10 protein-coding genes are annotated in these 12260 nt (G+C 38.7%); 7 read left to right on the top strand and 3 right to left on the bottom strand.

Features of this window, described 5'->3' with window-relative positions:
* The first annotated feature begins 204 nt into the window (after positions 1-204).
* Positions 205-2244 carry a CDP-glycerol glycerophosphotransferase family protein gene (locus ABD734_RS09000; protein ID WP_344703520.1) on the top strand — a complete coding sequence of 680 codons (2040 nt, stop codon included), beginning with the start codon at positions 205-207 and terminating at the stop codon, positions 2242-2244.
* Between the two features lie 114 nt (positions 2245-2358).
* Positions 2359-3453, top strand: a complete 1095-nt coding sequence (locus ABD734_RS12040; protein WP_425568398.1) for an acyltransferase family protein — start codon at positions 2359-2361, stop codon at positions 3451-3453.
* A 17-nt stretch (positions 3454-3470) separates the two neighbouring features.
* On the opposite strand, the gene ABD734_RS08995 is transcribed toward ABD734_RS12040, so the two are convergent.
* Positions 3471-4655 (bottom strand): CDP-glycerol glycerophosphotransferase family protein, encoded by a 1185-nt coding sequence (locus ABD734_RS08995; protein ID WP_344703518.1) that lies wholly within the window; start codon positions 4653-4655, stop codon positions 3471-3473.
* The gene (gene tagD / locus ABD734_RS08990) at positions 4630-5025 is read right to left on the bottom strand and encodes a glycerol-3-phosphate cytidylyltransferase (RefSeq protein WP_344703516.1); all 396 of its coding nucleotides are present in this window, start codon (positions 5023-5025) and stop codon (positions 4630-4632) included. The genes ABD734_RS08995 and tagD overlap by 26 nt, the downstream gene beginning before the upstream one ends.
* A 129-nt stretch (positions 5026-5154) precedes the next feature.
* Between tagD and ABD734_RS08985 the strand changes: the two genes are divergently transcribed.
* Genes ABD734_RS08985 through ABD734_RS08970 form a run of 4 tightly spaced genes read left to right on the top strand, consistent with a single transcriptional unit; the run spans position 5155 to position 9325 of the window.
* The gene (locus tag ABD734_RS08985; RefSeq protein WP_344703514.1) at positions 5155-6339 is read left to right on the top strand and encodes a CDP-glycerol glycerophosphotransferase family protein; all 1185 of its coding nucleotides are present in this window, start codon (positions 5155-5157) and stop codon (positions 6337-6339) included.
* A gap of 45 nt (positions 6340-6384) precedes the next feature.
* Positions 6385-7206, top strand: a complete 822-nt coding sequence (locus ABD734_RS08980) for an ABC transporter permease (RefSeq protein ID WP_344703512.1) — start codon at positions 6385-6387, stop codon at positions 7204-7206.
* An 11-nt stretch (positions 7207-7217) separates the two neighbouring features.
* The gene (gene tagH / locus ABD734_RS08975) at positions 7218-8552 is read left to right on the top strand and encodes a teichoic acids export ABC transporter ATP-binding subunit TagH (RefSeq protein WP_344703510.1); all 1335 of its coding nucleotides are present in this window, start codon (positions 7218-7220) and stop codon (positions 8550-8552) included.
* Positions 8553-8560: 8 nt separating this feature from the next.
* A complete protein-coding gene (locus tag ABD734_RS08970; protein ID WP_344703508.1) occupies positions 8561-9325 on the top strand; it encodes a WecB/TagA/CpsF family glycosyltransferase in 765 nt (254 codons plus the stop codon).
* A gap of 246 nt (positions 9326-9571) precedes the next feature.
* Here the strand turns inward: ABD734_RS08970 and ABD734_RS08965 are convergent, their stop codons facing one another.
* Positions 9572-10624: an acyltransferase family protein gene (locus ABD734_RS08965; RefSeq protein WP_344703506.1), complete on the bottom strand. Its 1053-nt coding sequence runs from the start codon at positions 10622-10624 to the stop codon at positions 9572-9574.
* A 258-nt stretch (positions 10625-10882) separates the two neighbouring features.
* Here ABD734_RS08965 and ABD734_RS08960 point away from each other — a divergent pair, with 258 nt between their 5' ends.
* Positions 10883-12253: an LCP family protein gene (locus ABD734_RS08960; protein ID WP_344703504.1), complete on the top strand. Its 1371-nt coding sequence runs from the start codon at positions 10883-10885 to the stop codon at positions 12251-12253.
* Positions 12254-12260: the final 7 nt, after the last annotated feature.

The following is a 12260-nucleotide window of genomic DNA, read 5'->3' as shown; positions in this document are numbered from 1 at the left end:
GTCCGTGGTAATATGGGTGTAGGTCATGCGTGATCACTCCTATGATTTTCTTTGGTCGGAAAACTCATTTTGAGTGTATCACGCGTGACCCTTTTTAGGTGTCTAGCTTAATTTTACAATCGGCGTAATAATAAAATAACAGTTTTAGAGAATATTTCAGAGGACCCCTCTATACTTAAATTCAATGACTTCGATAATCTCAATATGGGGAAACCTGAAATATATTTGCTCAGTGGTGCTGAGCTGAGACCATTGAAATATGTTGGTACTGATCACGCAATGAATACTGCTAAACACAAGATAACCTTCTCTACAATTAGAGGAGACTTCAAAGTTGAAATTGACAGTCATAATGTACCTGTCTTAGATTTCAAAGCGAAGTTGAGAGAACAGCATCTTCAAATGAAGTTTTCTTTTAAAGTTCAATTGGATGTCGCCTCCCTTTTGATTATAGACGCTTCCACTAATCAATTATCTCGCGTTCCAGTAACATCTTCAGGCCCTAGTTCAGAAATAATAATTGATGTTCCTATTTCATTGCTTCTTGATAACATCACACGCAAAAGATTTATGCTAGAAACTGATCACCCAGAACCTTTAAGACTTCAACCCGACATAAAAAAATTAAAAAACTTTGGATTCAATGGCTCGATTCAGACCATTTATAATTATGAAAAATTAAACATATGGTTTTATTGTAGGCGTGACAACCTATTAGGCTTTAAAGTATCACAAAAACGTCTGAAAAGATTAGTGACCGATATAGAAAATTTTCGGTTTAAAGGGTTTATAGAAGGTTCAGAATCATTCATTGAGAGTCAGGCTTATCTATCATTTTCAGATAGGTACTCCCAAGATGTTACACGTATTAAAATCGATAATAATTTCGATATTGATTTAAAAAATGTTGATTTCGTCGATGTTAAGAGTAAAGATAAAACAGTTCTCGATGTGTATGTTGAGATAATCCATAACTCAGGCAAGGTGCTGAGAAAAGTAAAAATTAAGTACAAATTCTCCAAGTATAAAAAAGATAACTATTATGCCAGCCATAATGTTCAGGATAGTGAAGGTAACCTTCATTATCACTTGGTTACGACGACCCCTTTTGACAATTTAAAGCTAGAGTCCTTTAAAGTCCCGGCAAACGTAAAAATCCCCCTCTCCACAGAGAGAAAGGATATGAACGTGTGGCTCCTAGGAGAAAGATATGATACTGCTCAAGACAATGGTTACGCTTTATTTAAGTGGCTAAAAGAAAACACGGATATTGAGCCATATTATGTTATTGAAGATACTGCACAGGATTACCAAAAAATTAAAAATGAGAAAAATGTTTTGGCTTTCGGTTCAGAATTACATTATTATGTATCTTTTAAAGCTGGTGTTTTATTGGGAACTCATGACTTGGAGAATCTTCTGCCGTATAAAACCGCACGAGGATTTTTCCACTACGAAGATACCATTAAAGTATTTCTTCAACATGGAGTACTAGGAAGAAAACCAGTAGAGTATAACAAAAAATACTATGATATACCTTTTGATTTATTTATTGTAAGCAGTGAACCTGAAAAAGAAGATGTTGTTAAAAATAAAATGGGCTACAGCGATGAAGAAATTGCAGTTACTGGACTAGCTCGTTTTGACCTACTTCCTTACAAGAATCAAAGTCGAGATATTCTTCTAATGCCAACATGGCGAGATTGGATTAATAGTGATGAGAAATTCATAAGCAGCGAGTATTATCAAAAATATTATAATCTGATTCATAATGAACGATTAAATCGAATACTTAAAGATAACAATGTTCAACTTAACTTTTATCCTCATTATCGTTCTCAAACTTATTTCAATTCTGAACACTTGGACTTAGGAAGTAATATTCATTTCATGCGTTTAGGGGAAAAGAGTGTTCAAAGCATGTTAAAAGAACATGCTCTTCTCATCACAGACTATTCGAGTGTAAGCTTTGATTTTAAACTCATGGATAAGCCTGTCATTTACTATCATTTTGATGCACAAAAATTCTTTAGACAAGGTATGCTTCGTCCACTACATCAAACTTTTATAGGTGACGTAGCAAAAACAGAAGATAAACTCATAGATACCATAGAATATTATATTGAGAGCAATTTCGCCCCCAAAGACTTTGATTTGTCAGGTGTATTTAAGTACCGTGACCATAATAACCGTAAGAGGATATATGATGCTGTTGTTGATATAATAAACCAAAAGAGTTTTTGAATATTTATAGAGCTCCCTTATTCGGGAGCTCTATAAATGAATACGATGACACAAACTGTAATTTCTATGGCACGTTGATAATCATTAACCATTATGATGCAAAGGAGTAAATAAATGAAAAAAATATTACCGGAGATATTTTGGCTTCGTTCTATTGCGTGTATCGGTATTGTCATTATACATAGTGTTTCTTTGACACTCTCAAACAATCCTCAACTCGTCAAAAATGAGTGGCCAACCTATCTCCAAATCTACCTTATGTTCTGTACGCCTGCTTTTGTATTTATTTCAGAATTCCTTATTGCACATATGTATGGAGATAAACTTAAAAGAGGATTCTTCAAAAAGCGTCTATTGTATTTAGGGCTACCATATGTGTTCCTTAATATATACTGGACTTTTAGTAGCCATTCCCCACAGACACTTATGGAATTCATAGATGCTTTTCTGCTTGTATCAATACGAGGTTATTCAGTGACCTACTTTATCGTTATAATCTTTCAATTTTATATCTTGCATTATCTATTTTCAAAGTATCTGAGAAAACTACCACCTATTCCTATTATCATAATTTCAATCATATTGACCTCCATTTATTGGGGAATAAGATTGATTTATCCATCTCCTGAGAATTTTGTTGGTGGCATTCTGTGGGGGAAAGAGGGACAGACGATATTTTTTGGATGGTTAACGTATTTTGTTCTTGGATATTATATTGGAATCTACTATGAGAAGTTCACATCGACCATCAAAAATTATACTTTCCCTATTATCACGCTATTTCTCATGAGCATTCTCATTGTATTTTATACCCACACTACAGGCCTTAACAGCGCCATTGGATCAAAGAGGTTGGATACACCTATTTATACCACTGCCGTGTTATTATTGTTCTTCTTAATACAATCTTATATAGTAAATATTCCTAGATTTATAGTTTTCATAAGCAACTATTCGTTCAGTATCTATTTGCTACATCTCGCGTTCATGAATAGAATGGGAATGTTACATGAGATTGTCTTTTACGATATTCTTTACAAAAGTATACTTGGAATAACTCTCTCAATTTGTTTTGCATATATAATTAATCGATTTTCTCTAGGAAAATTCATTGTTGGTAATGTACCCAACTTTAGAGTTCCTTCTATTAGTTCTATTGAGTCCGTTAAAAAAGAAAGTGTTTCTCCATCTACATTAAAAAGTAATTAAGAAGACGCCAGAAGAAACTAAATTTCTTCTGGCGTCTTCTTATATAGTACTTCCACAAGGTTCTTTGAAGCATTTCCAGTTGCATATTTATTCCAGATAGCATCAAAGCTTGCGACCTCTAAATAATCAAAATGATTCTCTTTAATGTGCCGTATTACATCATCTGTGGTACGAGCGACCGGCCCCGGCATCATGGCGGTATATTCAAACCAAATACCTCGTGTCACCTTGTATTGCTCGAGGTCATAGGCAAAGAAAAGCATCGGCCTGCCGAGCATAGAGAACTCGAATGGAATCGACGAATAATCCGTAATGAGGAGATCCGCGACGCTCAGCAGTGACGCAATGTCATATTTTCCGGAAGTGTGGGTGACAAAATCGGAGTTATATGTATCCACAAGTTGCACCGTGCGATGCAACTGGATAAGTAGATGATGATCCGTGCCGAGCGCATCCTTCATTTTTTCGAGGTCGAGCGGCAGGCTATCAATGGTGAAGTCTGAATCTCGGAATGTCGGTGCATAGAGCAACACCTTTTTATCACGGAGCTGCGGTAGTGACATCTCCATCTCCTCCCGAGCCTTCTTCACGCGTTGTGTCGAGCGGTAGAAATCTGTTCGAGGCACCCCGGTTTTGAGAATGTTAGCTTCATCAAGGCCGAAGGCTCGTTTGAAAATACCAGCCATCTCATCTGAACTCACGACCACTTTATGGAAACGACTGTATACTTGCCTGAAGCGCCGGATAGCCGATTTTGGTCTGTCCGATGCTGTCTTATCATACAAACCGAACATTTTGACTGCCCCGTTGGCATGCCACAATTGGACGCACACCGCTTCTTGCCGGAAGTCGCATGCGGCTAGAATCAAATGATAGTTGTCGACGAAAACCACCTCCGCCGTGGCGAGGTGGTATAGGCCTTTTAGCCAGTTGCTGGGTCGGGCTGGTGAAAAACGGATGATATTTCGACTCGCTATGCTGTCGAACTTCTGCCGACACCCGGGTTCCTTTAGAATGACGACTCGTGAATCCGTCTGTGCTGACACTTCACTTGCCACCACCTGGATATTGTCACCGAACGAAGCAAGCATGACCGTCTTGTGCTGGAGCGGCGCGAGACGGCACAAGCGGAAGACGGTGCGGACGGCCGTCAGATAGATGGCGAGTGCCGCTTCCTTAATCATTTCGATGAGACAGATCATGTTTGATTTTTGTCGTCGAAACCCCTTCGGTACGTGGTAAATAGATGACCTCGCAATAGTCCTTCAAAAAGTCGAATTCGCTCTCCCAGTCATGTCCCATGACGAAGATGTCGACCTCATGTGCCTTGACATCCTGGATCTTCTGGTCCCAGTCATTTTCTGGGATGACTTCATCCACGTAGCGTATAGCTTCTAGAATCTGCTTCCGCTGTTCAAAAGGATAGTATGCTTGCTTATGCTTAAGCATGTTGAATTCATCGGTTGAGATTGCCACGATGAGATAGTCACCGAGTTCTTTTGCACGTCTCAGAATATTGATGTGGCCGGTATGAAGTAAATCAAATGTGCCATAAGTAATTACTTTTTTCATAGTGTGCCTCCCTACTATACCATGATAATGGTATAATATTTTTGATATGCTAATATGATGGCGATGTAAAAAGTATATCATAACAAATTATATCATATACATAATACTATTATTAACGGTGTGGTGACTATGAAAACATTAAAAGTGATTCTGTTGAAGTTCTACAAAATATTGTTTTGGTTGCTCGGAAAGTCTTTCCATAAAGATTACAGGCTAATCATATTCGAAAGTTTCCTTGGCAAACAGTACAGCGATAACCCACGGGCAATTTATGAATATATGACCGCCCACTATCCAGATTACCGGTTACTCTGGAGTGCTGATCGTCGCCATAGGAAAGTATTTAAAACATTGGACATTCCTTACGTAACGCGTTTTACACCTAGTTGGATGATTTATATGAACAAAGCAGCTTTGTGGGTGACGAACAGCCGTCTGCCGCTGTGGATCCCAAAGCCCGACGACACCCTATACCTACAGACATGGCATGGGACGCCATTGAAGAAACTCGGCACTGATATCAACAGTGTCCTCATGCCCGGAACTGATACAGACAAATATAAACGGAACTTTACAGCCGAATCAAGCAAATGGGATTATCTCATTTCACCAAACTCCTACTCGACCGAGATCTTTAAACGCGCTTTTCGTTTCTATGGCGTAACGCTTGAAACAGGTTACCCGAGAAATGACCATTTGTTCAATAATGATAATCCGCTGTTCCAAGACTATATCCGCACCAAACTAGAGCTTCCCATCGATAAGAAAATCATACTCTATGCACCAACGTGGCGTGATGACTCCTATCATGAACGCGGTAAATACAAGTTTGACCTGCAATTTGACGTAGAAAAAATGCAGGCAGAGCTCGGCGACGATTATATCGTCCTGTTGAGGCTTCATTACTTGGTTGCAGAGAACCTAGATCTTTCGTCGTATAAAGACTTCTTTTATGATGTTTCTGCCTACGAAGATGTAAGAGATCTGTATATAGTCTCTGACTTACTCATCACAGATTATTCCTCGGTGTTCTTTGACTATGCGAATCTCAAGCGGCCGATGATCTTCTATACGTATGATATTGAGCATTACAGGGAAAATGTCCGGGGCTTCTACTTCGATTTTGAAACAATGGCACCCGGTCCGCTAGTCGAGACGACCGAGCACTTGATCGAGACAATAAAGATGACCGAAACGACGGATTTCAACGAGATCTATTCCACTGCTGCGTTTCGTGCACGTTTCTGTGCTCTTGAAGATGGAGAAGCTGCAAAACGTGTCAGCGACAGGATTATTTGTCATTTGGAATCTTAAATTGTATAATTCAACAACGATGAAGGAAATGGTTGTGAAAAAGAGATGAAATCAATATTGATAGTATTGAGGGAACAGCTGAATCATTTTTATCTTGTAAGACGGCTGTCCATGTACGACGTCAAAAGTAAAAATCAGAATAACTATCTGGGGACAGTATGGGAAATACTTACCCCCTTAATCAGTATACTAATATACTGGTTCGTCTTCTCTACATTGCGGAAGCGAGAACCGATAGAAATGGGAGGAGAAGAAGTTCCGTTCTTCTTCTGGTTATTTGTCGGATTCATATTATGGACGTTCTTTTTCCAGGGCACTGTCCAAGCATCCAAATCCATCTACACCCGTTTGAAATTGCTCTCAAAAATGAATTTCCCGTTGAGTCTAATACCCAACATTGCGATATTCTCAAAGTTCTATACACATATTATCATGCTCGGCATTGTCTTTATCGTTTTTCAGTTAGCGGGTTATTACATCAACATCTATTATCTGCAGCTGCCCTACTTCATATTTGGTACATATGCGCTCGTATTTTCGTTTTCATTGATCACCTCTACGCTATCCACGCTTGTCCGGGATGTACATATGTTACTGAGCTCCCTGTTACGCATGGGCTTATACTTATCAGGAGTCTTATGGCCCTTGTCACTCCTGTCGGACTTTCCGCTTTTGATGCAGTTGATGAGACTGAACCCTCTCGTCTACCTCATCGAAGGCTACCGTTCAGTGTTTTTCGGCACCGAGTGGTATCTGGTCACGCATTGGGAACTGACATTGTATTTCTGGAGCCTTATTTTCGTCATATTAGCCATCGGTTCAATCCTGCATGTCAAATTCAGACGTAATTTCATTGATTATCTATAAGAGGGATATATATGACAAAAACTATCATAACCAAAAACCTAGAAAAGCATTATAAGTTATACGACAACCAGAAGGAACGCATATTGGATCTGATCTCACCCAGATCCCACGGGGAGGTTTTTCATGCCTTGCGCGGCATCGACTTCGAAGCAGAAGAAGGGGACGTCGTAGGTTTCATCGGCATAAATGGTTCCGGCAAATCAACTTTATCAAACATCATTGCAGGCATTGTACCCCAATCCAAAGGTGAAGTTGCTGTAAATGGACAGACTTCGTTGATAGCAGTTGCTGCCGGTTTGAATAATGATTTGACGGGACGCGATAATATCGAGTTGAAATGTCTGATGCTCGGTTTTTCGCGCGATGAAATCCGTGAATTGGAACCTGACATCATTGCTTTCGCTGAGCTGGAAGGGTTTATAGACCAGCCGGTCAAATCATATTCAAGCGGGATGAAGTCCCGGCTCGGTTTTGCCATCAGCGTCAACGTTGATCCGGATATCCTGATCATAGACGAGGCACTATCAGTCGGTGACCGTGCATTTTCGGAAAAAAGTCTTAAAAAAATGAATGAATTCAAAGAACAGGGCAAAACGATGATTTTTGTCAGTCACTCCATCAACCAAGTCAAAAACTTCTGCAACAAAATATTATGGCTTGAGTTTGGGCGCGTCAAAGCTTTTGGTGAAGTGAACGATGTCATCCCTCTCTACGAATCATTCCTTAATAAATGGCAGGAGATGTCCAAAGAAGAACGCGACGCATACCGCGCCCGTATGATGGAACAAAACGGAAACGATACAACTTATAGACAACTGGGAAATTTGTTGGTCATGGATGATGAAGAAGAACTGGATGTCTCCAATGATTATACGGTCGTCCCGACTAGCAAACTTGCACATTTTACCAGTAAAAGTACTTATATATATAAAGCACCAAGTATAGCCGATGATAAAATACCAGTTCAAAAATATAAAGATACTGTTTATTATATTAAGCGGGAAGCCACCTACCGATTCGAGAAATATTGCTTGCTTAGCACACGTCCAAGTGGCGTAGACGGAGTGGTCGGATGGGTAAAGGCTACCGAATTATCCATGCATTCTCATGTATATGTGGATAGTGACGATAAAACAATGAAAGTCCAAGGGAAAGGTTCCGCAAGTTCTGAACCGTGGGGAGGCAAAAAGCAATATATATATAAATCACTTGAGAAATATAAAAATTACAGATTTTATATTGATGAGACTAATTTAATTGGCAATAATGTTTGGTACAAAGGAGTCATCGATGGAGAAAAAAATCTTGTATGGGTCCACGAAAGTCAACTCATCAATGAGGATTGAGGCATTTTATGAATAATCATTACGTAACCACACCGATAATGGGAATCGATTTCGTCAATGCATCAATGGACTCTTTTTTAAATCGAACAATCTATCCATTTCTTGAAGAGGAAAGGAAATGTTTCATTGTTACGGCAAATCCTGAGTTTGTCATAAGGACACGAGAATCTATTGAATTCAAGCAGCATGTAGAATCTGCAGATTATGTGCTACCAGACGGTATAGGCATCATAAACGCTGCCAAAATAAGTGGGATGCCTCTAAAAGAGCGCCTAAGCGGTGTGGATGTAACTCATGCCATGCTAGAATATGCTGCCCAAAAAGGTCATAGCGTATTCTTCCTTGGCGCAAAAAAAGATTCAAACCAAAAAGCTGTAGAAAACGCCCGCAAGAAGTTTCCAGGGCTTATCATTGCGGGGTACGAGCATGGTTACGCCGATATCACAAGCGAAGAATTTATAGCCTCAATGGTTAACAGTAATCCCGATATCATTCTGGTGGCTCTCGGCATGGAGCGTCAAGAGAAATGGATTTATGATAATATCGATTATTTCAGCAAAGGAATTTTTATAGGTGTCGGGGGCACTTTGGATGTGATGTCAGGCAATGTAAAACGGGCGCCTCAGATTTGGATTACACTTCAACTTGAATGGCTGTATCGGCTTATTCAAGAGCCGAAACGTTTTCTCAGAATCTTAAAAGTAATAAAGTTTATGCTTCTGCATGTGCCAATCATCAGTAAAATGATAAAAATAACTAGAATAGATAAATAAAAAACCAAATACTAGGCCTCATAATCGCTATAATACTAATATACTTTTTAATGGCAATCCTTATTATCAATATAATGGTATAAAAATACAAAGGTTAAATGAACACCTAGACTCAAAATCGAGTCTAGGTGTTCAATTTTTAAAACACGATTAAGAATTCATTCTTTTTATTATAGTGCCACCCAGCATACTTATGAAAGATTAATCCATACTATCGATATCTATTCAATTCAACCAATTATTCTATTAATAATTTCTACCGACTACCTCCTCATATTTTAACTTACCTACTCCACCAACTATAAATTTCCCCCATCTAAAAGCATTAAATATTTGAGCTGTAAGTAAGGAAAGTGTAACAGTTAAAATAAATGTGAAAATAATATTTGTCTCAGGACTATCACTAAGTTGTCCTAGTCTATGCACAAAAAAGTAATGTGTAAGATAAATTGAAAATGAATAGTTACTGATAAACAATATAAATTTTGGTAGATAGTTTATATAACTAGAGACTAAAAAAAACAATAAAATAATTGACGTGCAATAAAATGGTATATCTGCCCTTTTAGACTCTACTATTGATATCGCTCCAGAATAGTAATTATAAATCATGAAAATGGTCGCAAAAGTAAACAATAGAATTATAGGTATAGTGAATTTTTTTATATTACTTATGAAGGCCTCATAATAGTTACCTATATAGAATCCTAAAGAAAAATATATCAGCCATCCAACAAATATCATCCACCCTTCTCTCTCCCATATCATATGTAATACTGGTAGATCCAATGGGATCATAAAATCACGAAGCGCCCAATAACCACTTGAAATGGCTAATGATAACAAGATAATGATGAATGGATTGAATCTTATCAAATATTTTGCAAATAAATAGTGAAGGATATAGAACTGGATGATAATAACTATAAAATAAGTCACTGTACCTCCTCTGAACATCATTTGGAATAATGTTTCTAGGTAACTATGTACATCTCCTGGTTTACTATATATGAATGCAAGCCCGAAATTCACTATGATGTAAGGTAACCCTAAATAAAGCAGTTTATTTTTAAAAAAACCTTTTTTCAAACTTATGCCTTGCCTTTTAGCTAATAAGAATTCTGAAATGAATACAAAAGTAGGGGTGCTAAACATTAACAAAAGCTGAAAAACTCTTAATCTAAAAGGATGATCCATAATATCAAATTTGTAAAAAGTTGTAGTTATAGAATGAATCATCACTATACTTAGACATGAAATTGCACGTAGCCAAAATACGACGTAGCTAAACTTTGCCAATCTATTTGCACTCCTTGTTACGATACTTTTTCTAGTTGGGTGTCTATCAGATATTAATTTATTTAAAATTACTAATCTAGTGTAAAGCAAAAGCAGTTTTAAATCTATTGAATTATCGAAAGAAAATTCATAGGAAAAAATTTTATGTTAAAATTACTTTAAACATACCAATTCCCTTTCCTTCCCCTTTCATATTATACTTATTGGATAGTACCAGAGATTACAGACTAAAATTAAAAGAAATGAGTCAAATTGATTATGAAAAGAAAAATTTTTTACGGTATTCTTATCGCCTTGCTTATAGCGCTTGTAGTAATCGGTACCTACATCTACAACCTTTTTAATTCCTTCGAAAAAGGCGTTTCGGAATCATTTGAAGCTACTGATCGGGACCGATCAGAATTGAGAATCGAAGATATCAACCCAGAAATGGATAGTTTTACAATTTTAATCCTTGGTATTGATGAAAGTGAGTCACGCAACAGACGTGAGGATATGGGTAAGGGGGATTATCGTACGGATACGATGATTCTAGCTACTTTTGATAAAGATCAGGAGGAAGTGAAACTTGTCAGCATCCCGCGCGACACGCTAACCTACTTCCCAGAAGAAAATTATTTCGATAAAATTACTCATGCCCATCGTGAAGGCGGCCCAGATGGGTCTATGCGCGCCGTTGAGTCGCTCCTCAATGTTCCAGTCGATTTCTATATTCGGACCAATATGGATGCTGTAGTGGACATTGTAGATGCACTTGGTGGAGTAGAATTCGATGTTCCATTTGAAATGAGCGAACAAAATTCAAAAGATAAAGGAAAAATCGAGCTGAAAGAGGGTAAACAAACTCTAAATGGTGAAGAAGCATTAGCAGTCGTAAGGAATCGTAAAGTCGACAGTGATCTTGGCCGTGGCCAACGCCAATTGGAGCTGGTCCAGGCGATCCTATCAAAGGCCAAATCGACGGGCGCACTGTCAAAGCTTGACGAACTGATAGAAGTCGTCGCAGATAATACAAAACACAATATGGAGTCGAAGACGATCCGTAGCCTTGCTGCCTACTACTCCTTCAACGACATCAACTTCAACACGACACAGATCAAAGGAAGCGACTTCTGGTTCCAGCAAAACGGCGCCTACTTCTACTGGGCGAACGAAGAGCATCTGTACCGCATTTCAGAAACGCTTAGGGAAGTGCTCGGTCTTGAAGCGCCTGATCCATATGACCTGATCAACATCCGGCTGTCGGAGATGATCGTGCCCTACCAATTTATAGAAGGCACGGAGCTTGAAGACTACCAGGCGGCAGAACCGCCCTACTTCATGCGGGAAGGTTATGATAGCCAGCTCGGCAATGGCTTCAATACGGAAGAAGGTCAGGATGAAGAGTCAGTTGAAGCGCCCGATAGGGATATGAACCCAGAATTCACCGATGAGGAGCCGACTACAGAACAGCCATCCGTAGAAGATAGCACTGCGCCTCAATATGAAGAAAGTACACAGGAACCGTACTACGAAGAAGAAACGCAGGAACCGTATCAGGAAGATGCGGCTCCATATTACGAAGAAGAAACACAGGAACCTTACTATGAGGAGAACACACAGGAAACCCCTTCATATGATGGGGTCTAGGAGGGAT

It is taken from the genome of Salinicoccus jeotgali (assembly GCF_039538805.1).
Classification (GTDB): Bacteria; Bacillota; Bacilli; order Staphylococcales; family Salinicoccaceae; genus Salinicoccus; species Salinicoccus jeotgali.
Note: the sequence above shows the minus strand (reverse complement) of the source record. Positions and strands in the feature narration are given on the sequence as shown.

What these genes read in the sequence shown, in the direction of transcription:
- ABD734_RS09000 (WP_344703520.1), top strand. Translation starts at nt 205, where the DNA reads ATGGGGAAACCTGAAATATATTTGCTCAGTGGTGCTGAGCTGAGACCA.
- ABD734_RS12040 (WP_425568398.1), top strand. Translation starts at nt 2,359, where the DNA reads ATGAAAAAAATATTACCGGAGATATTTTGGCTTCGTTCTATTGCGTGT.
- ABD734_RS08995 (WP_344703518.1), bottom strand. Translation starts at nt 4,655, where the DNA reads ATGATCTGTCTCATCGAAATGATTAAGGAAGCGGCACTCGCCATCTAT.
- tagD (WP_344703516.1), bottom strand. Translation starts at nt 5,025, where the DNA reads ATGAAAAAAGTAATTACTTATGGCACATTTGATTTACTTCATACCGGC.
- ABD734_RS08985 (WP_344703514.1), top strand. Translation starts at nt 5,155, where the DNA reads ATGAAAACATTAAAAGTGATTCTGTTGAAGTTCTACAAAATATTGTTT.
- ABD734_RS08980 (WP_344703512.1), top strand. Translation starts at nt 6,385, where the DNA reads ATGAAATCAATATTGATAGTATTGAGGGAACAGCTGAATCATTTTTAT.
- tagH (WP_344703510.1), top strand. Translation starts at nt 7,218, where the DNA reads ATGACAAAAACTATCATAACCAAAAACCTAGAAAAGCATTATAAGTTA.
- ABD734_RS08970 (WP_344703508.1), top strand. Translation starts at nt 8,561, where the DNA reads ATGAATAATCATTACGTAACCACACCGATAATGGGAATCGATTTCGTC.
- ABD734_RS08960 (WP_344703504.1), top strand. Translation starts at nt 10,883, where the DNA reads ATGAAAAGAAAAATTTTTTACGGTATTCTTATCGCCTTGCTTATAGCG.